The organism is Nocardia sp. NPDC059177 (assembly GCF_042755165.1).
GTDB lineage: Bacteria > Actinomycetota > Actinomycetes > Mycobacteriales > Mycobacteriaceae > Nocardia.
Genome location: NZ_JBHZBX010000008.1, coordinates 185696 through 206781 on the forward strand (window position 1 = coordinate 185696; position 21086 = coordinate 206781).

19 protein-coding genes and 1 pseudogene are annotated in these 21086 nt (G+C 69.7%); 7 read left to right on the top strand and 13 right to left on the bottom strand.

Annotated features, from left to right (window positions below):
• Positions 1-5 precede the first annotated feature (5 nt).
• From ACFXK0_RS13135 to ACFXK0_RS13145, 3 genes and pseudogenes are all read left to right on the top strand, one after another.
• Positions 6-1118, top strand: a pseudogene (locus ACFXK0_RS13135) (AMP-binding protein); the annotation flags it as partial.
• A gap of 153 nt (positions 1119-1271) precedes the next feature.
• The gene (locus ACFXK0_RS13140; protein ID WP_379410435.1) at positions 1272-2792 is read left to right on the top strand and encodes a class I adenylate-forming enzyme family protein; all 1521 of its coding nucleotides are present in this window, start codon (positions 1272-1274) and stop codon (positions 2790-2792) included.
• Positions 2789-4012, top strand: coding sequence for a CoA transferase (locus tag ACFXK0_RS13145; RefSeq protein ID WP_379410356.1), 1224 nt, complete (start codon positions 2789-2791; stop codon positions 4010-4012). The genes ACFXK0_RS13140 and ACFXK0_RS13145 overlap by 4 nt, the downstream gene beginning before the upstream one ends.
• A gap of 72 nt (positions 4013-4084) precedes the next feature.
• Here ACFXK0_RS13145 and ACFXK0_RS13150 read toward each other — a convergent pair whose 3' ends face one another.
• Genes ACFXK0_RS13150 through ACFXK0_RS13170 form a run of 5 tightly spaced genes read right to left on the bottom strand, consistent with a single transcriptional unit; the run spans position 4085 to position 8364 of the window.
• Positions 4085-4885, bottom strand: a complete 801-nt coding sequence (locus tag ACFXK0_RS13150; protein ID WP_379410357.1) for an enoyl-CoA hydratase/isomerase family protein — start codon at positions 4883-4885, stop codon at positions 4085-4087.
• Positions 4886-4903: 18 nt separating this feature from the next.
• On the bottom strand, positions 4904-5752 hold the full coding sequence (locus ACFXK0_RS13155; RefSeq protein WP_379410436.1) for an SDR family oxidoreductase: 849 nt from the start codon (positions 5750-5752) through the stop codon (positions 4904-4906).
• 2 nt (positions 5753-5754) lie between these two features.
• On the bottom strand, positions 5755-5943 hold the full coding sequence (locus tag ACFXK0_RS13160; protein ID WP_379410358.1) for a rubredoxin: 189 nt from the start codon (positions 5941-5943) through the stop codon (positions 5755-5757).
• Between the two features lie 3 nt (positions 5944-5946).
• A complete protein-coding gene (locus ACFXK0_RS13165; protein ID WP_379410359.1) occupies positions 5947-6795 on the bottom strand; it encodes a mycofactocin-coupled SDR family oxidoreductase in 849 nt (282 codons plus the stop codon).
• Positions 6796-6822: 27 nt separating this feature from the next.
• Entirely contained in the window at positions 6823-8364 is a 1542-nt protein-coding gene (locus tag ACFXK0_RS13170) for an aldehyde dehydrogenase family protein (RefSeq protein ID WP_379410360.1), read from the bottom strand.
• 91 nt (positions 8365-8455) lie between these two features.
• Here ACFXK0_RS13170 and ACFXK0_RS13175 point away from each other — a divergent pair, with 91 nt between their 5' ends.
• From ACFXK0_RS13175 to ACFXK0_RS13190, 4 genes are all read left to right on the top strand, one after another.
• Positions 8456-9676, top strand: a complete 1221-nt coding sequence (locus ACFXK0_RS13175) for a CaiB/BaiF CoA transferase family protein (RefSeq protein WP_379410361.1) — start codon at positions 8456-8458, stop codon at positions 9674-9676.
• Between the two features lie 76 nt (positions 9677-9752).
• Positions 9753-11051, top strand: coding sequence for an amidohydrolase family protein (locus tag ACFXK0_RS13180; protein ID WP_379410362.1), 1299 nt, complete (start codon positions 9753-9755; stop codon positions 11049-11051).
• A gap of 26 nt (positions 11052-11077) precedes the next feature.
• Entirely contained in the window at positions 11078-12598 is a 1521-nt protein-coding gene (locus ACFXK0_RS13185) for a class I adenylate-forming enzyme family protein (RefSeq protein ID WP_379410363.1), read from the top strand.
• Positions 12595-12897, top strand: coding sequence for a hypothetical protein (locus ACFXK0_RS13190; protein WP_379410364.1), 303 nt, complete (start codon positions 12595-12597; stop codon positions 12895-12897). Before ACFXK0_RS13185 ends, ACFXK0_RS13190 begins: the two co-directional genes overlap by 4 nt.
• A gap of 65 nt (positions 12898-12962) precedes the next feature.
• Here ACFXK0_RS13190 and ACFXK0_RS13195 read toward each other — a convergent pair whose 3' ends face one another.
• Genes ACFXK0_RS13195 through ACFXK0_RS13230 form a run of 8 tightly spaced genes read right to left on the bottom strand, consistent with a single transcriptional unit; the run spans position 12963 to position 21086 of the window.
• On the bottom strand, positions 12963-13580 hold the full coding sequence (locus ACFXK0_RS13195; RefSeq protein WP_379410365.1) for a cysteine hydrolase: 618 nt from the start codon (positions 13578-13580) through the stop codon (positions 12963-12965).
• Positions 13577-14590 carry an aromatic ring-hydroxylating dioxygenase subunit alpha gene (locus tag ACFXK0_RS13200; protein ID WP_379410366.1) on the bottom strand — a complete coding sequence of 338 codons (1014 nt, stop codon included), beginning with the start codon at positions 14588-14590 and terminating at the stop codon, positions 13577-13579. The genes ACFXK0_RS13195 and ACFXK0_RS13200 overlap by 4 nt, the downstream gene beginning before the upstream one ends.
• 51 nt (positions 14591-14641) lie before the next feature.
• Positions 14642-15790: a thiolase family protein gene (locus tag ACFXK0_RS13205; RefSeq protein ID WP_379410367.1), complete on the bottom strand. Its 1149-nt coding sequence runs from the start codon at positions 15788-15790 to the stop codon at positions 14642-14644.
• 17 nt (positions 15791-15807) lie between these two features.
• A complete protein-coding gene (locus tag ACFXK0_RS13210) occupies positions 15808-16224 on the bottom strand; it encodes a Zn-ribbon domain-containing OB-fold protein (protein WP_379410368.1) in 417 nt (138 codons plus the stop codon).
• Entirely contained in the window at positions 16225-17142 is a 918-nt protein-coding gene (locus ACFXK0_RS13215) for an alpha/beta hydrolase (RefSeq protein WP_379410369.1), read from the bottom strand. It lies immediately after the preceding gene.
• Positions 17139-18797, bottom strand: coding sequence for an OB-fold domain-containing protein (locus ACFXK0_RS13220; RefSeq protein WP_379410370.1), 1659 nt, complete (start codon positions 18795-18797; stop codon positions 17139-17141). The genes ACFXK0_RS13215 and ACFXK0_RS13220 overlap by 4 nt, the downstream gene beginning before the upstream one ends.
• Positions 18798-18817: 20 nt before the next feature.
• Entirely contained in the window at positions 18818-20020 is a 1203-nt protein-coding gene (locus tag ACFXK0_RS13225) for an acyl-CoA dehydrogenase family protein (protein WP_379410371.1), read from the bottom strand.
• A 13-nt stretch (positions 20021-20033) separates the two neighbouring features.
• Positions 20034-21086 carry an acyl-CoA dehydrogenase family protein gene (locus ACFXK0_RS13230; protein WP_379410372.1) on the bottom strand — a complete coding sequence of 351 codons (1053 nt, stop codon included), beginning with the start codon at positions 21084-21086 and terminating at the stop codon, positions 20034-20036.

The window sequence follows — 21086 nt, forward strand, 5'->3', positions numbered from 1 at the left end:
CGCGCATGACACAGCCGACGATCGACCGTCCCCGGCCGAATGCACCCGCCACCACTCTCGTCGAGATCCTGCGCGCGGGGGCGCATCCCGGCAACCCACTGCTGGTCCAGGGCGACGATTGCCTCACCTACCACGAGGCCGAGCGGCGCTCGGCGCTGCTGGCCCGTGAACTGATTGCCGCGGGCGCGGGCAAGGGTACGCACGTGGGGTTGCTGTATCCCGACGATGCGCGGCTGGTCGTCGCCCTGCTCGCGGTGGCGCGGATCGGCGCGGTGTCGGTTCCCCTCGACATCGCCTCGACCGCTGCGCAGCTGCGAGAGTGCTTGGTGCACAGCGATGTTCACCTCCTGCTCGGATCGCACCGCGATGGCCGACGGCTGTCCGAGGCGTTGCCCGGGGCGGACGTCGACGACCGGGGCAGGTGGTACTGCGCCGCCGTTCCGCAGCTGCGCCGGGTTGTCGCCGACGGCGCTGATCTGCCGTCGCGGTCCGTGCCCGGCGGGCCGGAAACATCGATCAGTGCGGAGCTTCTCGAGGCGCTCGAAGACGACGTGCACGGATCGGACCCCGTCGTCATCGCCTACAGCGCGGTACCGGGCAGGCCGCGCCAGGGCGTGGTCCACACACACGCGAGCCTGTTGAGCAGTGCACGCGCGCTTGGTGATTCCCTCGACGGTGACATCGTCGGCACCGCGCCGCTGTCCTCGATCGTCGGCCTCGCGCACGGTTTGCTCGCCGCACTCGACACCGGGTCGACTCTGCGATACCCGACCGGCCCCGACACTCCGGTGACTCAGCGACAATCGCTCGTCACCGGCGCGGACGCCGAAGCGGGCGGGGCCGTCCTGTCCGACGGTGGCCCGAGAAACGAATCGCCGCTCGGCAGTACCCCGGCTGCCAGGGGGACACCGCCTGCCGGTGGAACACCGCGTGCCAGCGGCACACCGGCGACTCGAGGAACACCGCCTGCCAGTGGGACTCCGGCGACCGGAGGAACACCGCCTGCCAGTGGGACTCCGGCGCCCGGTCTCGAGACGAAGATCGTCGATCAGCACACCGGGGCGACCGTCGATACCGGGACCGTCGGTCAGCTCTGCCTGCGCGGACCATCGGTCATGCGCGGCTACTACCGTCACAGCCGCGAAGAGTGCTTCGATTCCGACGGCTGGTTGCACACCGGCGATCTCGCACGCGACGAGGACGGACTGATCACCGTGACAGTTCCCGGTGGCGTCACGATAGCCGCCCCCGGAGCGACCGTCGAGGTCACGATGGACCGCCTGATCCGCCACAACTCCGCGACGACCCCGGACAAACCGGCGGTGATCGAACCGGAGACGAGCCTCACCCACGGCGAGCTCGACTCCACGACCCGGCGGCTGGCCGCGGTGCTCGTCGACGCAGGTGTCGGCAAGGGCACGCGGGTGGGTGTGCTGCTGCCGAACGGCACCGCCTGGGTCCAGCTCGCCGTGGCGCTCACCCGGATCGGCGCCGTCCTGGTGCCGCTGAGTACTCTGCTGCGGCCGCCGGAACTCCGCGCCCAGCTGCGGGTCGCTGCGGTCCGGATCGTGGTGACGGTGGCGGAGTTTCGCGGACGGCGGTATCTCGAGGATCTCCCCCCGGGGCCGGACCCGGCCGTGCCCCTGTCCGACCCGGCGCTGCCCGCGCTGCGCCACGTGTGGACGATCGATCAGCTGTTCGCGCGGACACCGAGCGCACCGGCGAGGGGGATCGTCGACGCGCTCGCCGAGTCGGTCTGCGCCGCCGATCCGCTGGTCGTCCTGTTCACTTCGGGTAGTCGCGGGATGCCGAAGGGGGTCGTGCACTCGCACGGCAGTGCGTTCGGCGCCGTGCGCGCCGGCCTGGCCGCCCGGTGTATCGACGCCACCACCCGGCTGTATCTGCCGATGCCGTTCTTCTGGGTCGGTGGGCTCGGCGGTGGCGTCCTGTCGGCGCTGGTGGCGGGCGCCACGCTGATCACCGAAGCGATCCCGCAGCCGGAAACGACTCTCGAATTGCTGCGCCGGGAACGCGTGACGCTGTTTCGCGGCTGGCCCGATCAGGCCGAAGCACTCGCCCGGCGCGCCGCGGAACTCGACCTGCCGGTGCCCACCTTGCGGCCGGGCAGCCTCGAGGCGCTGCTGCCGCCGGCGTTGCGGTCGAAGCCCGGTGCCCGCGCCAACCTGTTCGGGATGACCGAATCCTTCGGGCCCTACTGCGGTTACCCGGCCGACACCGATCTGCCGGACACCGCGCAGGGCAGCTGCGGCAGACCGTTTCCCGGGATGGAGGTGCGCATCACCGACCCCGGCGACGGCCATCCGGTCCCGCCGGGCACGGTCGGGGTCATCGAGCTGCGCGGCCCGCACATCCTGCGCGGCATCTGCGGCCGCGACGACGTGCTGACCCGTGACGGTTTCTACCCCACCGGCGATCTCGGCCGCCTCGACACCCAGGGATTCCTCTTCTACCACGGGCGATCCGACGATATGTTCAAGGTCAGCGGGGCGACGGTGTATCCCAGCGAGGTCGAGCGGGCGCTGCGTGCCGTCGACGGCGTGGACGAGGCCTTCGTCGCCGAGGTGGCGGGGTCCGTCGGCGCGGTCGTGGTGTGCGATCCCGCGACGACTCCTGAGTCGCTACGCGCCGAGGTCCGGGAATCGTTGAGCGCCTTCAAGATTCCGACGGTGTGGGTCCTGCTGGACTCCCCCGAGCTCGTCCCGCGCGGCGGTACCGGCAAGGCCGATCTGCCTGGTCTGCGCGCGCTGCTCGCCCAGGGCACGCACCGATGAGCGCGGACGGCCGTTCGGCGGCACAACCGCTGGCCGGGATCCGGGTGGTGGAGATCGCCAGCTTCGTGGCCGCGCCGCTGGCCGGCATGACCCTGCGCCAGCTCGGTGCCGAGGTGATCCGGGTCGACCCGCTCGGCGGCGCGGCCGACCACCACCGGTGGCCGCTCAGCGCGGACGGCGAGAGCATCTACTGGACCGGGCTGAACAAGGGCAAGCGGTCCGTCGCCGCCGATCTGCGCGCACCGGCGGCGCAACAGCTGATCACGCGCCTGATCACCGAGGGACCCGCGGGCGGCATCCTGCTGACCAACACCGCGGGACGCGCCTGGCTCGACTACGACACTCTCGTCCGCCTGCGCCCCGACCTGATCCGCGTCGAAATCCTCGGCCGCGCCGACGGATCCACCGCCGTGGACTACACCGTCAATGCGGCGATCGGGTTCCCGCTGGTCACCGGTCCGGCCGACCACGCCGAGCCGGTCAACCAGGTCCTGCCCGCCTGGGATCTGCTCTGCGGGATGTACTCGGCCCTGGCGATCGCGGCGGCCGTGCGGCATCGTGACGCGACCGGGGAAGGTAGCCGGATCACGCTGCCGTTGGAGGATGTCGCGCTCGCGACGGCGGGCAACCTCGGCTTCCTCACCGAGGCGATGCTGTGCGCGGCGCCCAGGCCACGGCTCGGCAATGCCATCTACGGTCAGTACGGTCAGCACTTCCACGGCGCCGACGGCACCACGTTCATGGTCGTCGCGCTCACGCCACGGCATTTCCGCGAGCTCGCCGACCTCACCGGAACCGGTAAGGCGGTCGAGGCGCTGGCGACGGCCCTCGACGCCGACTTCACCGACGAGGGCACCCGCTACCACCACCGTGATGTCCTCACCGGCCTGTTCGCTCCGTGGTTCCGGGAGCGTCCCGGCGCCACGATCGCCGCCGCGCTGGCACGGACCTCGATCCTCTGGGAGCGTTACCGGACATTCCACGAGGTCGCCACCGACCCCCGCGTCACCGCCAACCCGCTGTTCACCCCGCTCCGGCAACCAGGTGTCGGCACCTACCTCGCACCCGGCGCACCCGCGTCGGTGAACGGCGAACACACCCCCTCCGCGCCCGCACCCCGGCTAGGCGCCGACACCGCGACCGTCCTGCGCGAGCTCGGCCTGTCCCCGGCGGCCGTCACCGAATTGCTCGAGGCGGGCGTCGTGGCGACGGAGATCTGACCGCACCGACGGCTCGGCGCCCTGCGGACCGGACGGGTGATCGCAGGTCTCACCGAGGCGAGACCGGCACCGTCACCGCGCCGGACGCACCACATTCCACGCGCCGGTGAATGTCGCGTCCCGCTTCTGCGCGAATGCCGCATAGGCCTCCGGGACATCGGTGGTCGCGAAATTCACCGCCTGGGCGCGTGACTCGCTCGCCAGCGCTTCGTGCATGGTCCGGTCGACCCCCTCGTTGAGCAGGGCCTTGGTCTGCGCCACGGCGACCGGTGGCGCCGCGGCCAGGCGCTGGGCGAGCGTGTCGACGAACTCGTCGATCTCGGCGTCGGACTTGATCCAGGTGAGCAGCCCCAGCTCGAGCGCCGTGGCCGCATCGATCGTCTCGGCCAGCAGCGCCAGCCGTTTGGCCTGCTGCACACCGACGAGTTTGGGCAGCAGCCACGAACCGCCGCAGTCGAGCGAGAGCCCGCGCCGGGCGAAGACCTGGGCGAAAGTCGCGTCCGGGGTCGCGACCACCAGGTCACAGCCCAGTGCCAGATTCCAGCCGGCCCCGACCGCGGCACCGCGCACCTTGGCGACGGTCGGCACCGGCAGGTCGTGCAGGCGCTGGGCGACCTCGGCGATCGCGCGTAGTTTGGGGAACGGCGCGGCATAGGGGTCACTGTCGACGACATCGGCGCCGGAACAGAACGAACCGCCCGCACCGGTGAGCACCACCGCCCGCACCGAGTCGTCGTGCGCGATCGAGTCCAGCGCTTCGCGCACCGCGATCCACAGTTCCAGCGTGATCGCGTTCTTGCGATGGGGCCGGTGCAGCGTCAGCGTGCAGACGCCGCCGTCGCGCCGTTGGTGCAGGATCGCATCGTCGGTCATCTCGTCGAACTCCGTGCGCTAGAGGAACAGATCGGTGGTCAGCGGCGCGTCGCCGGGGACGGCCCGGTAGCTGTCCAGATCGGTGATTCCGTGTGCGACCAGCACGTCCTCGTCGATGAGGAACTCGCCGGTGAGCAGGCCGGACGGGGTGGTGAGAACCAGGTAGGCGGCGTCGGCGCAGATAGCGGGGGTCCGCGAGGTGGTGACCCGTTCCGCGCCGCCGGGGCGGTTGCGGATCGCCGCGGTGGCGATGGTGGTGCGCGGCCACAGCGAGTTCACCGCGATCCCGTCGGCCCGCAGTTCCTCGGACAGGCCGAGGGTGGTCAGCGACATCCCGTATTTGGCGATGGTGTAGCCGAGATGGGCACCGGCCCACCGGGGATCGAGGTTCAACGGTGGCGACAGGGTGAGGATGTGCGGGTCGCGACCGGCCAGCGCCGATGCCCGCAGGGCCGGGATCGCCAGTTTGGACAGCAGGAAGCTGCCGCGGCAGTTGATGTCGAGCATCAGATCGTAGCGTTTCATCGACAGGGTGTCGGTGGTGGAGAGGTCGATCGCCGAGGCGTTGTTGACGACGATGTCGATTCCGCCGAACCGTTCGACGGTCCGCTCGACCGCCGAAGCGACCACCGCGTCCTCGCGCACGTCGCCGACCACCGCGAGAACCTTGCCGCCCGCCTGCTCGAGTTCCGCGGCCGCCGTGTGCACAGTGCCCGGCAGTCGCGGATGCGGCTGATCCGTCTTGGCGACGAGGGTGATGTTCGCCCCGTCGGCGGCCGCGCGCCGGGCGATCTCGAGCCCGATGCCGCGACTGCCGCCCGACATGATCATGGTCTTGTTCGCGAGCGGCTTGTCGATGTCCGGCACACTCACCGCGACACCTCGACCATGTCGAAATCGGCCTTCTCGGCGCCACAGAGGGGGCAGGTCCAGTCCTCGGGGATGTCGGCCCAGCGGGTTCCGGGCGCGATCCCGTCCTCGGGCCAGCCGAGTTCCTCGTCGTATTCCCAGCCGCAGACGACACAGCGGTTGAGCTTGTACACCGTCGTCGTGGTCATGGCTCACTTCCCCCAGGGCACAGCTTTGACGAAACCGCCCGCGTCCACCCGCAATTGGCTGCCGGTGATGTACCGGGCGTCCTCGGAGGCGAGGAAGACGACGAGATTCGACACATCCTGCGGCTGGATGTACGGGACCGGCATGCCCTGCATCGCCGGGAACGCGACCTCGGCGTCGGCCCGGGTCGGGGCGTCGAGATCGGGCCGGAAGATCTTGTACATGCCTTCGTTGTGCAGCATGGCGGTGTCGACATTGGTCGGGTGGACGGCGTTGACGCGGATCGACTTCTTCGCGAGCTGCACGGCCAGATCGTTCACATAGTGCGCGACAACCTGTTTGGCGAAACTGTAGGCGGACCCGCCGGGCCCCTGCTTGGTCGAGCTGCCCAGCTGCGCGGCGAGCGAACCGGTGGCGATGATCGACGCGCCCGCGGCGAGGTGCGGCAGGCTGGCCTGCACCACGTTGAATACGCCGACGAGATCGGTGTCGATGGTGTCCGACCACGACTGGACGGTCTGACCGCGCCCGAGCGGGGCGATGCCCGCGTTGGCGACGACGATGTCGAGCCGGCCGAGCGCTGCGACACCGTCGGCGATCGCCTGCCACACGGCGCCGCGTTCGCGCACGTCGACGATCACCGGATGGAACCGCGCCCCCTCCTTCTCGACCAGCCGGCCGGTTTCCTCGAGGTCCTCCGGCCGCGCCAGTGGATAGGTGTTGCCGTCGAGGTCGGCGCAGATGTCGAGCGCGATGATGCTCGCGCCCTCGGCCGCGAGGTGCACCGCGTGCGAGCGTCCCTGCCCGCGTGCGGCGCCCGAGATGACCGCGACCTTGTCGTCCAATTTTCCCACGGGTGAATCCCTTTCGAGTACGTGTGTTCAGCTCTGCCGGGGCAGCCGGGAGCCGATGGTCTTGGTCTCCAGGTACTGCTGGAACCCTTCGATGCCGCACTGGCGGCCGATGCCGCTGTTCTTGTAGCCGCCGAACGGTGCGTCGGCGCCGTAGAACATGCCGCCGTTGACGCCGACCGCGCCGGTCCGCAGCCGCCGCGCGATGCCCATGCCGCGGTCGTCGGACCGCGACAGCACCGCACCGGCCAGCCCGAAGGCGCTGTCGTTGGCGATGCGCACCGCTTCGTCGTCGTCGTCGAAGGGAATCATCACCAGGACCGGACCGAAGATCTCGTCCTGGGCGATCGCCGTGCCGGGGTCCTCGGCCACGAAGACCGTCGGTTCGACGAAGTGGCCGTCGGCGAGATGGGCGGGCAGGTCGGCCGGCCTGCCGCCGCCGGTGACCAGCCGCGCGCCGTCGCGCACCGCCTGCGCGCACGCGTCGAGCACCCGGGTCCGCGCACTCGCGCTGATGACCGGACCGACCAGCGTCTCCGGCAGCGCCGGATCGCCCACCGGCACCGCGGCGAACGCCGCGCCCACCGCCGTGACCAGGTCGTCGAACATCGAGCGGTGCACCAGCATCCGGCTCGTCGCCGCGCAGGCCTGACCCGCATGCACGCACACCCCGATCGCGCTGCGCAGCGCGTGCTCCGGCTTCGCGTCGTCGAGCACGATGAGCGCGGACTTGCCGCCGAGTTCGAGGAACGTGCGTTTCATGGTGCCCGCGCCGTGGCGCAGCAGGGCGCGGCCGACCGCGGTCGACCCGGTGAACGAGATGAGATCGACCCGGGGATCGGTCGCCAGCAGTTCGGCGACCGCGTTCGACGGGGTGGTCACGACATTGACCACACCCGGCGGGAAGTCGGTGCGCTCGGCGATCAGCCGCCCGAGCCGGGTCGCGTTCCACGGCGTGTGCGGGTCGGGTTTGAGCACGACCGTATTGCCCGCGGCCAGTGCCGGACCCAGCTTGTTGAGGATGACCTCGAGGGGGAAGTTCGACGGGCAGATCGCGGCGACCACGCCGACCGGCTCCTGCACGACGGTGCGTTTGTTGCGCTCGCCGAACAGCCCGCCGCCGTCGAGCACCCGCTCCCAGGCGAAGTCGTCGATCAGGCCCGCCGGGTACCGCAGGGCCTGTGCCAGTGGCCATTCCAGCTGGGCGTTGTGGGTGGTCAGCACCGGGCAGCCGACCTCGGCGACCAGTTCGGTGCGCAGCTGTTCGAGCTCGGACTCCAGTGCCCGCTGGAGTTGTTCGAGGCAGCGGCGGCGCAGGGCCGAGTCGGTCGACCACGTGGTGTCGTCGAAGGCGCGGCGGGCGGCGTCGATCGCGCGCCGCATGTCCGGTTCGCCGGCGGCGGCGGTGGTGCCCAGGACCAGCCCGGTCGCCGGACTGCTGTTGTCGAACGTGGCGCCCGAGGACGATTCCGTCAGCTGACCATCGATGAGCATGCGGAACTCGGCCTGGGCGGCTGCCCGGCGACCCCACTCCGGGCTCAGGGCCGTCCGCTCTTCGACGACGTCGCTCACATTGCCTCCCGATGACCATCCTGGATGAGTAACTGTAATGATTACCGTATAGTACTTCACGACACGTATCAATTGCGGGAGAGGAGCGCCGATGTCCGGTTTGCTCAATGGCGTCACGGTGATCGAGCTGGCGTCGTGGACCTATGTACCGAGCGCGGGCGCCGCGCTGGCCGACTGGGGCGCGGACGTGATCAAGATCGAGGACACCCACGGCGGCGATCCGTGCCGCAACCTGACCATCGGCGGCCTCGACGGGACGGGCACCGCGGTGCAGGCCAACTTCATGATGGAGCTCGGCAACCACGGCAAGCGCAGCATCGGCATCGACATCAAGTCCGCGCGGGGCAGGCAGATCCTCGGCAAGCTCATCACGAATGCCGATGTCTTCCTGACCAATTGGCTGCCCGCGCCGCTCGAGCGCGCGGGCCTGACCGTCGAGCAGATCCGCGAGTTCAACCCGCAGGTGATCATCGCCAGGGGCAGCGGGCACGGCAGCCGCGGCCCGGAACAGGATCGCGGCGGCTTCGACGCGGCCAGCTATCTGGCCCGCGCCGGTGTCGCCTACGCGCTGACGCCGACCGACGCCGAGTTCCCGATGGCGCAGGGTCCCGCGTTCGGCGATCTGCAGGGTGGTATCACCCTGGCCGGCGGGGTCACCGCGGCGCTGTTCCACCGCGAGCGCACCGGCCACGCCCCGCTGGTCGACTCGTCGCTGCTGGCCCAGGGGATGTGGGCGGTCGCGCCGGATATCGCGGCCGCGGACTACTACGACATCGACCGCATTCCGGCCGGCCGGGCGGGCACCGCGCTCAATCCCGCGGTGAACCGGTACCGGACCAGAGACGACCGCTGGGTGCAACTGGTCCTGCTCCAGGCAGACCGCTACTGGCGCGGGTTCTGCGAGCGCATCGGCCGCGCCGACCTCGGCGACGACGAACGGTTCGTGCCGCTGGCGAATCTGGTCGTCAACCAGGAGGCCGCGACGGCCGAGCTGCGCAAGACCTTCGCCCAGGCCGATCTGGCGCACTGGCAGAAGGCACTGGCCGACGAGCCGGGCGTCTGGGCGACCATCGCCAGCCCCCGCGAAGTCCTCGACGATCCACAGGTCGCGGCCAACGGCTACCTGATGACGGTGACCGACAGCGCGGGCAACGACTACCGCACCGTCGCCGCACCGGTGCAGTTCGACGAAATGCCCGCACCGGCCGTGCGCGCCCCGGAGTACGGCGAGCACACCGAGACGATCCTGCTCGAACTCGGCCTGGAATGGGACGACATCGTCGCCGCGAAGGAAAGCGGGGCGATCCTGTGAAGCGATACCCGCGCTGCGCGGGCCACCAAACAGCTATATTGTAAGCCTTACAGTAACCATTTTGAGGAGTGTGATCATGGAGAAGAACGACATGGTCCTGATCAGCGTCGACGATCACATCATCGAGCCGCCGGACATGTTCAAGAACCACCTTCCCGCGAAGTATGCCGACGAAGCGCCACAGCTGGTACGCACCCCCGACGGCGCGGATGTGTGGAAGTTCCGCGACACCGTCATCCCCAATGTGGCACTCAACGCCGTGGCGGGGCGCCCCAAGGAGGAATACGGGCTCGAGCCCGACGGCCTCGACGAGATCCGGCCCGGCTGTTTCGATGTGCACGAGCGCATCAAGGACATGAACGCCGGTGGAGTCCTGGCGTCGATGAACTTCCCGTCGTTCCCCGGATTCGCCGGGCGGCTCTTCGCGACCGAGGACCCGGATTTCTCGCTCGCCCTGGTGCGGGCCTACAACGACTGGCACATCGATGAATGGTGCGGCGCCTACCCCGGCCGGTTCATTCCCATGGCGCTTCCGGTGATCTGGGACGCCGAGTTGTGCGCCGCCGAGGTCCGCCGGGTCGCAGACAAAGGCGTGCACTCGCTGACCTTCAGCGAGAACCCCGCCGCGTTGGGTTATCCCAGCTTCCACGACTCGTACTGGAACCCGCTGTGGCAGGCGCTCGTCGACACCGAGACCGTTCTCAACGTCCACATCGGCTCCTCGGGACGCCTGTCGATCCCCGCCGTCGACTCACCGCCGGATGTGATGATCACCCTGCAGCCGATGAACATCGTGCAGGCCGCCGCGGATCTGCTCTGGTCGCGCCCGGTCAAGGACTACCCGGACCTCAAGATCGCACTGTCCGAGGGTGGCACCGGCTGGATTCCGTACTTCCTCGAGCGCGTCGACCGCACCTTCGAGATGCACTCCACCTGGACGATGCAGAACTTCGACGGCAAGGTGCCCTCGGAGGTGTTCCGTGACCACTTCATGACCTGTTTCATCAGCGATCCGATCGGCGTGCGGCTGCGCCACGAGATCGGCATCGACAACATCATGTGGGAGATGGACTACCCGCACAGCGATTCCATGTGGCCCGACGCTCCCGAAGTGCTCGCCGAGGTCCTCGGGCGCGAGCAGGTGCCCGACGACGAGATCGACAAGATGACCCATCTCAACGCGATGCGCTGGTACTCCTTCGACCCGTTCCAGCACGTCCCGCGGGAGCAGGCCACCGTCGGAGCACTGCGGGCGGCATCGGCCGACCACGACGTGAGCATCCAGGCACGCAGCCACAAGTCCACCTCGTCGGCGGACAAGCTCGCGGCATTCCAGTCCCAGATCAAAGCGGCCACCGCGCAGAACGCGAACTGACCGCACGATGGCGCAGAGGTGATGAATTGAGCATTTCGGTGCTGCTCGAGATGGTCGCGGCGAGTGATCCCGACCGTGTCGCGGTCGTCTCCGACGGCGTGCGCACGACTGCCGCGGAACTGAGCGAACTGGCCGATCGGGCGGCGGGGCTGATCGGCTCCTCGGGTGCGGGTCACGTCGCCTATGTGGGGACGGGCGGGGTCATGTTGCCGCTGTTGCTGTTCGGCTCCGCGCGCGCCGGGCGGGGGTTCACTCCACTGAACTACCGGCTCAGCGCGAGCGCGCTGCGCGAACTGATCCACCGGTTGCCCGCACCGCTGATCGTCGTCGACGCCGAATACGCCGACATGGTGGCGGGTTCCGGCGAACAGGTGATCAATTCCGCGTTGTTCTTCGCCGCGCTGCGGACCACCGGCGCGGTCACCGTCGCCCACGACCCCTCCCCCGACGAGCTGGCCGTGCTGCTGTTCACCTCGGGCACGACCTCGCGGCCCAAGGCCGTCGAACTGACCCATGCCAACCTGACCGGCTATGTGATGGGCACCGTCGAGTTCGCCTCCGCCGAGCCCGAGGACGCGGCGCTGGTGTGCGTGCCGCCCTATCACATCGCGGGGGTCGGCGCGGCGCTGTCGAATCTGTACGCGGGCCGCCGGACGGTGTATCTGCGGCAGTTCGATCCGGCCCGCTGGATCGAGCTCGTCCGCACCGAACAGATCACCAACGCCACCGTGGTTCCCACCATGCTGGACCGGATCATCACGGTCCTGCGGGCGAGGCCCGGCACCGAGCTGCCGTCGCTGCGCACACTGGCCTACGGCGGGTCCAAGGCACCGTTGCCGCTGGTCCGCGCGGCCGTCGCAGCGATGCCCGGGGTGGGCCTGGTCAACGCCTACGGCCTGACCGAGACCAGTTCGACCATCGTGATCTCGACGCCCGAGGATCACCGGATCGCCTACGAGTCCACCGATCCCGCGGTGGCCCGGCGACTCGGTTCGGTCGGCCGCGCCGTGCCCGGGGTCGAGCTCCAGATCCGGGACGCGGCGGGCACCGTACTCGCCGCGGGCGAGGTCGGCGAATTGTTCGTCCGGGGGCCGCAGGTGTCGGGCGTCTACGCCGGGATCGGTTCCGTGCTCGACGCCGAGGGCTGGTTCCCGACCAAGGATCTGGCCGAACTCGACGACGAGGGCTACCTGTTCATCGGCGGCCGGTCCGACGACACCATCATCCGCGGCGGGGAGAACATCGCACCCGCCGAACTCGAGGATGTTCTCGTCGAGCATCCCGACGTGCGAGAGGTGGCCGTGATCGGCGTGCCCGACCCGGAGTGGGGCCAGATCATTGTCGCCGTGGTCGTGCCGGCGCCCGGCTCGGCCCAGGATCCCGACCTGTTGCGCGCGCACGTGCGCGAGAACCTGCGCGGCTCGCGCACGCCGGACCGGGTCGTCTTCCGGACCGAACTTCCCACCACGCCGACGGGAAAGATCCTGCGGCGCACTCTCGTCGGGGAACTGTCCCCCGTCCCGTCCACCGCACAGGAGTCATCGTGATCAAGAGCGGCACCCGTCTGGCGAGCCAGGTCTGCCGGACCCAGGTCATCGTCATCAAATCCACCGACGCCATCGACGGCCTGCGCTGCGGTGGCGCGCCCATGGTGCCGCTCGGCGAGGAGTCCGGCACCGGCGCGGTGCTCGATCCCGCATTCGCCGGCGGGACCGCGGTGGGCAAGCGCTACGTGCACGAGACCGGCGCCGAGATCCTGGTCACGCAGGCCGGGGCGGGCACCCTCGCCGTGCACGCGGTCCCGCTCGGTTTCAAGGAAGCCAAGCAGCTGCCGTCCAGCGACTGAGCCGCGACACGCGAACGGCGCTCCGGCCCTGACGGGCGGGAGCGCCGTTGGTGTCTCGGCGACGATCAGCGCCAGGCCGTCAGCAACTCGTCGGTCGTGGTGACGGTGGCCAGCAACGACAGCGTGTTGTCGATCATCGCCTCGCCGTATCCGGCCGGTATGCCGGCCACCGCGTCGCGCGGGAGCACCACGTCGTAGGCGGCGTTGACCGCGTCCATCACCAGATTCGGAATCGCCACGTTCAGCGAAACACCCACCGCCACAATGGTCTTGACACCCAGATTGCGCAGCACGGCGTCGAGGTCGGTGCCGCCCATCGGGCCGAGTCCGTGCTGACGCCCGAGCACCAGATCGGTGGGTTCTGGTCCGAATTCGGGCAGCAGCGACGCGCCTTCGCTACCCGGTGTCACCGCGACTCCGCGCCGGCCGAGGGCGAACAGTTTCGCATTGTGATTGGAGCCGAGCCCGTCCGCGCGCCGCCACACCAGACAGTGCACGACCCGGACCCCAGCCGCGCGCGCCACCGGGAGCAGGGTTTCGATATTGGGCAGTGCCACCCGGCGGGCCTCGTCGGCGAGCGCGGGCAGCCCGGCGGCCGGGCCGACCACCGCACCCTGGCATTCCTGGGTGACGATCACGGTGTGCGCCGGCGCCACGAGCTCGGCCAGTGACCGCGTGGTCACGACGGGACCGTCGCGGCGTCGGCCGGCGGCACGTCGTAGAACTGAGTGGCCCACTTGCGCAGGGACAGATACGGTTTGGCGTCCTTGGGTGAGAGCGGCGGCCGTTCGACGTACTTCTGGTACCGCCAGATGCTCAGGTCCTCCCAGACCGTCACCAGGAACTGCTGCTCCACCCGGGCGCGCACTTCCGGCGGCGGCACGTCGGAATCGTCGCCGGGATTCTTCGGCCACCAGATCGAATAGAACAGATCCGAACACTCGTCGTCGACCGGGGTGGTGGCGAAGATCAGCCGATGCTTCGACGACCCCTCGAACGCGCTGATCGAGCCACCGAGCCCGAACATCTGCGCGTGGATCTTCAGCGCCATCTTCGCCGGGTCGTCGCTGCGCGCGTCGGGCCACCCGGTCAAGAACGACCAGGTGTGGTCGACCGCTCGGTAGTCGAGCATCTGCGGAGTCACCGTGGCGCCGTGCACGTATTCGAAGTGCAGGCTGTCCGGCCCGTTCTCCAGCACGACCTGCGGATGCACCGGTTCACGTTCGCTCTTGCTGGAGAATTCGGGATAGGGCCGGTAGTAGTTGTCCGGGTCGGAGTCCAGCTCGGGCCACATCCGCAGGATGTCGGGCATCTCCCACTGCGGCGGCTTCCCGTCGGGGTGATGCCACATGAACACGCAGCCGTGCTGTTCCTGCACGGGATACACCCGCAGTTTCAGGCCCCGGTTGACCCGGTTCTCGCCGGGGATCTTGCGGTTGGTGCCGTCGGGGCCCCACCGCCAGCCGTGGAACGGGCACTCCACGCAGTCGCCGACGACCTTGCCGCCGTGGCCGAGATGCGCGCCGAGATGGCGGCAGTGCCCGGTCAGGATGTGGACCTCGCCGGCTTCGTCGCGATAGCCGACGAGGTCCTCGCCGAAATAGCGCAGCGGTCGGGTCTCCCCGCGCACGAACTCCGCCGACCAGCCGACCATGAACCAGCCGGTGACCTTCCAGGTGAACGGGACTTTCACAGTGCACCTCCGGTGCTCGACGGTTGCTCCCGCTGCGGCAGCGGGAGCGGTTCATGTGGTGACGATGGTGGCGCCCGCCGTGCCGGGAGCGCCGTAGAGCAGCGCGAAACCGGCTTTGGGCGCACCGGCGACCTGGCGCTCCCCCGCGGTCCCGCGCAGTTGCAGCACCAGTTCGTGGAGCTGACGCAGGCCCGAGGCGCCGATCGGTTCCCCGTTGGCGATCAGCCCGCCGTCGGTGTTCACCGGCAGCGCGCCGGAGATCTCGGTCGCGCCCTCGGCGATCAAGCGCTCCTGGTCACCGTCGGCGCAGAAGCCCGCCTCGGCCATGTGGATGATCTCGGCACCCGCGTCGGTGTCCTGCAACTGCACCACATCGATGTCGGTGGGCGCGATGCCCGCGGACTCGAAGGCGCTGCGCGAGGCGTGGACCGAGGGCGAGGGTTCCTCGGACACCGGCGCGTAGGTGGTGTTGACCTCGTAGGCGCCGTAGGTGCGGGTGCGCACCTCGACGGCGCGCACGTAGACGGGTGTGCCGGTGTAGCGGTGCGCGATGTCGGCGCGGCACATGATCACCGCCGCGGCGCCCTCGTCGGGCGCACAGAACATGTAGTGGGTCAACGGATAGTTGAACATCGGCGAGTCCAGGATGTCCTGCTCGGCGATGGGCTTGCGCCGGAACGCATTCGGGTTCAGCACGCCGTTGCGATAGTTCTTGGCCGCCACCTTGGCCAGGGTCTGCTGGGAGATACCGTAGTCGTGCAGGTAGCGGTTGGCCTTCATGCCGAAGAACTTGGTGGTCAGGTACTGGCCGTTCTCGCCGTACCACTTGGGCATCCCGACGAGGGTGGGGTCGACGGTGAACGCCCCGCGCGGATGCTTGTCCATGCCGATCGCGATGCCGATGTCGTACTTGCCGAGCCGGATCGCGTCGGCGCAGGCCTCGGTGGCACTGGCGGAGGTGGCGCACGCGTTGAACACGTTCGTGAACGGGATGCCGGTCAGCCCCATCATCGCCACGATCGCATCGGGATTGGCGACCTCCCAGCTGCCGCCGACGGCGAACTGGATGTCTCGCCACTCCAGTCCGGCGTCGGCGAGCGCGGCCCGGATCGCGTCGGTCCCCATCTGCATGGCGGTCTTGCCCTCGAGTCGGCCGAAGGGGTGCATCCCCACGCCGATGATCGCTACGTCGTTGGTCATTGCGGAACTCCTGTCCCTCAGGCGGGTTGGAAGGCGAAGGTGAGAACCTGCGCGCCGTCGGAATCGGTGCCCAGCGGCACCGTGGTGAGCCCGACGTCCATCCCGAATTCGAGCTTGTCCGGGTCGTTCTCGGTGAGCCGGGCCTCGACCCGGATCACGTCACCGAGCTGCACCAGCCCGACGCCGAAGGGAACGAAGGTCTGCGCAGTCTCGTCACCGAGATAGGGCGCGCCCGGCAGGAAACCCTGTGTCGTCCAGGCCACCAGCGTGCCGGTGCGCGGCAGCGTGATCTCCTCGACGGCCGGGTGGCTGCACCGCGGGCACAGTGCCTGGATCGGGAACACAGTGGCACCGCAGTCGGTGCACGATCCGCCGATCAGGGCGAAGTCCTCCGCCGGCCAGGTGGAGATCTCGGGGGCGATCATTCGTTGCATCTAGCGTTCCTCACATTCGGTACCGGGGCTGGTCGCTCGCAGCGCGCATTCCTCCACGAACGCCAGCAGGCCGAGGTGGTAGGCGGCGGCGTGGTGACCCACGCTCATGTTGTGGCCGCACCCGTGCTGCTCGTGGTCGGCGAACGATGGTGTCGCGGTGAAGAATCCGGCGATCTCGGCGCGTGCGGCGGCGTCGGTCCGCCACACCCGCTCGTGTTCGGCGGTGGTCAGCCGGACCGGCACCCGCACCCGTGCGGCGAGTGCCCGGAAGTCTGTCGGCCAGTCCACGACGACGGCGGTCTCGTAGCGCGGGGTGTCCACGGTGAGCGAACGTCCGCCGGCCACTTCCGGCGGATAGCCACCCGGTGGACTCCACAGCAGGTCACGGATTCCGCCCGCCCTGCGGGTGCGGCGGATCTCGTCGATGACCCGGATGGCCTCGGCCTGCTTGTGCACGCCGGTGCCGGCCAGTTCGAGTCCGAGCAGGTCGGCGCCGCGCTCGTCGGCGGCCATCCGCGCGGCCAGATCACAGCCCGCCGAATGCCCGGCGAGGAAGACCCCAGCACCGCGCCCGCTCGTGCCGAGCAGCGCGTCGATCGCGCCGTAGCTCGCCTCGACCCGGCGGCGCGGGTCGTCGAAGACCTCGTCCCACGGCGCGGAGGCGCCGTAGCCCGGCCGGTCCAGGGCCAGCACTGTGAAGCCCAGCCGGGCGCCGAGCCGCAGCAGCGACAGCCACGGCCTGCCCGGCAGGTCGAAATAGTGCGCCGAGGTGGCGCCGCCGTGCACCGCGACGACCACCGCGCGCGGGTCGGCGACCTCGGCGCACAGGGCCGACATCCGCATCCCGCCGACCTGGACCTCGCGCGCCACCACCGGATCCGCGGTCGTCGCCAGCAACTCGATACCGTCGCCGCTCATGTGTCCCTCCGTAGCAACAGCACGCCGCCGGGGGTCAATCCGCCGCTGCTGACGACCGCGACCCCGGCGCCGGGAATCTGTCGCGCGCCCGCGCTGCCGCGCAGCTGCGTGATCGCCTCGTGGATCAACCCCATGCCGTGGGTGCGTCCGTGTGAGAGCTGACCGCCGTGGGTGTTGAGCGGCAGCAGCCCGTCGCGGGCGATGTTCTTGCCGCCCTGGAGGAAGTCCTTGGCCTCGCCGATGCCGCAGAAGCCCAGCGCCTCGAGCCAGGACAGGCAGTTGAAGGTGAACCCGTCGTAGAGTTCGGCGACGTCCACGTCCGCGGGGCCCAGTGTGGTGCGTGACCACAGGTGCGCGGCCTGGCCGAGGACCTGCGGCTCGTGGGTGAGCGTGCTCTGATCCCATTCGAGCCGTTCGACGATCTGGGTGCCGACCGCCTCGACGAGCACCGGTGGCCGGGGCAGATCGGCCGCGGTCTCCCTGGCCGACACGATCACTGCCACCGCGCCGTCACACGGTACGTCGCAGTCGTAGAGCCCGAAGGGTGTGGTGACCGGGCGGGCGGACAGGTAGTCGTCCATGGTCAACGGGTCGCGGTAGATCGCCGACGGATCGAGTGCAGCGTTGGCGCGCTGATTCAGCGCGATCCAGCCCAGCGATTCCCGGTCGGTGCCGTACCGGTGAAAGTGCCGTTGCGCGGTCTGCGCGAGCAGGTGCGCGGCCGAGACCGCCCCGAACGGCGCGAGCCAGGGGTCGGTGATGCCACCGGCGGGCGAGATCCGGCCCGCGCGAACATGTTCGGCGTAGGTCGACTCCCAGACCGTGCGGAAACACAACACATGGCGGGCCAGGCCGGCGGCCACCGCCAGCATGGCCGCGATCACCGAACCGCCGGGTCCGAAGGTCTCCGCGGCGCCGTTGTGCCAGGTCGGGCGGATGCCCAGCGCCGACTCCACGGCGGTGACGCCACCTTCGGTGAAGGGCCCGAGGTTTCCCGTGCCGGGGTAGGTGGACAGGCCGTCGATGTCGTCGAGCGCGAGCCCGGCGTCGGCGACCGCGGCGCGGCAGGCCGCCAGGGTCAGGGCCAGTGGGTCGGCCATCAGCCGTCGCCCGATCTGTGACCGGCCGATTCCGGTGAGCGCGACCTTGTCCTCGAACTTCTCGCGGGTGGCCATCGGGCGGATGTGCGCGCGCACGGCGACCGGGTCGATCGGGTCGGTGGGCATCGCGGCCGGCTGCCCACCCGTGGTGGCGGGCCGGAACAGCGGCAGCCACGCCGTCTCCGCTTGCTGGAACACCACTTCCATCCGCTGTCCGAGGACCAGGTCGGCGGGGTCGCAGTCCACGAGATTGGTCGTCAGACGGACCCGGGTGTCCTCTTCGAGCGCCACCTGCGCCACCACATACGGTGCGGGCAGGCCGGGCACCGAGAACCGGTGATTGACCGTGAATCCGATCAAGGTCGCGAATCCCGACACCGCCCTGATGTCGAGCTGCTCGCCGCGGCAGTACCGGCACACGGGTTGCGGCGGGTGGATCAGTGCCGCGCACGAGCGGCAGCGGGTGATCCGCAGCCGGCCGTCGGCGCCGGAGGCCCAGTAGAACTCGGTCTCCGGCGTGGTCGACGGTGGCAGGCGGCGGGTGGACTCGGCCACGATGTTCCTTCCGGGCTCGCTCAGCTCGCTGTCGCCGTCGGCTTGGCGGGCAGCGAGTAATTGGCCCGGCCGAGACCGAGGATGTGCTGGGCGATCATGTTGCGGAACACTTCCAGCGTGCCGCCGTAGATGCCGCACAGCGGCGCCCAGCGGTAGATGTACTCCATCGCGCCGTTGTCGGCGGCACCGTCGGTGTCGATCGGCAGCGCCGAGGCGGGCCCGAGGATGTCCATGAGATCGGGCGAGATGTCGCGCATGGTCTGGGCGATGGCGACCCGCCCGAACATGTGCGGCGCCGCCAGCGAGGCCTCCATCCGCGCGATGCTGCGGCCCAGGCGATAGGCCACCGACCGGTCGTCGAGCAGGCTGCGTCCGTCGGGACCGGGGCGTGCGGCGATCCCGACGACCTCCTCCACCGAGGTCGCCATCATCGTGCCCTGGTGGACCAGGATCGAGACGTCCTGCAGGCCGTCGTCGTCGGCGCCGACCACGCCGTGTTCCTCGTTGAGCGGGCCCATCAGCACGGCCCACCCCCCGTTCACCTCGCCGAGGCGGTACTTGTCGGCGACGCGGACATCGCTGTAGTAGACGATGTTGGTGCGATCGCCGTCGACGGTGCGGATGCCCTGGATCTCGATGCCCGGCGTGTCGAGCGGGACCAGGAACATGGTGAGGCTGTGGTGTTTGCGGGCCTCGGGGTGGGTGTTGGTGATGAGGAAGACGTACTGGCAGTTGTGCGCGCCGGTGGTGAACATCTTCGATCCGTTGATCACCCACTGGTCGCCGTCGCGGACCGCCCTGGTCTTGCACATCGCGACGTCGGAGCCGCCGTCGGGCTCGGTGTAGCCCAGGCACAGCCGCACCTCCCCGCGTTCCAGGCCGGGTAGCACTTCGGCCTGGAGTTCCGGGGAACCGTGCTTGCGCACGGATTTGGCGACGATGGCGGTGGTCCCCCAGGTGACCCAGGGAATGTGGACCCGCCGCTTCTCCAGGTCCCACAGGCGGCGGCGCATGCGCGAGAGCCCACCGTCCTCTTCGGCGTTCAGTTCGGCGGTCAGCCAGCCGGCCGCGCCGAGGGCCAGGTGGACGCCCTCGTCGAAGTTGTCGCCGGTCTCGCGATCGCGGCGCCGGACCTCGTCGGTGACGTGTTCGGTGAGGAAAGCTCGTGCGCTGTCCAGGAATTCCTGGTCGTCGGCCGAGAGTTCGACTCGGGAGAAATCCATGTTCTGCTCCGTCCTAGGCCGACGCTGCGGCGAAGAGTTCGGCGACCTGCACTGCGCTGGCGCCCAGATCACCGGCGGCCAGTGGCCAGCCCCTGGCGCGCACCAGATAGGCCGAGGCGGCCGATTCCGTCGCCACCCCGAGACCGCCCTGCACCTGGACCGCCATGGTCGCCGCGCGCGGCGCCTCCTCGGCGATGTAGACGAACGCCGCGGCGGGCAGGGCGGGCTGGATGCCTGGCTCGTGTTCGAGGAACCACGCGGCCCGCCGGTTCAGGTTGCGGGCGGCGTTGACCGTGATCGCGATATTCGCCAGCGGATGCGAGATGCCCTGCAATGTCGAGATCGGCACGCCCATCGTGTAGCGGGTGGTCGCGAATTCCGCGGCGATCCGCAGTGTTTCGTCGATCAGGCCGACCAGCGCGGCGGCGGTCAGCACCCGCCACTCGTCGAGTGCCCGGTCGTAGGCGGCCAGTGCCTCGGCGCCGGTGGCCAGGACCGTCCGGTGGTCGGCGGCGGCCGGGTCGACCCAGGCCATCGGCAGCCGGCCGATATTGTCGACCTTGGCGGGCCGCGTGTCGAAACGCAGCCGCGCGATCTCGGATCCGTCGCGCACGATGATCTCGTCGGCGACCGATCCCGCGGCGATCAGCCGGACCCCGGTGACGGGATCGACGCGGGTGTCGAGGGCGAGCAGCCGGGTACCGTCGACGATCTCGGCGCTGCCGGGTTCGCCTGTGGGCAGCGCACCGAGCCGCGCCAGCAATCGGGCCGCGACGATGTGGTCGATCCACGGCAGCGGCGCGATCACCCGTCCGAGTTCCTCGGCGACCAGCGACAATTCGACCAGCGTCGCGCCGTCACCGCCTGCCTGTTCGGGCAGCGCCATCGTGGTCGCACCGGTCGCGCACAGCTGTTCCCACAGCTGCTTGTCGAACCCGGCCGCCTCCGCCGCACGGACGGTGTCGAGCGAGCACCGCGAACGGAAGAACTTCGCGTACCCGGCCTGGAGTTCGGTCTGATCCGCCGACAGGCTGTAGTCCTGGCGGCGCAATTCGTAACGGTCCAT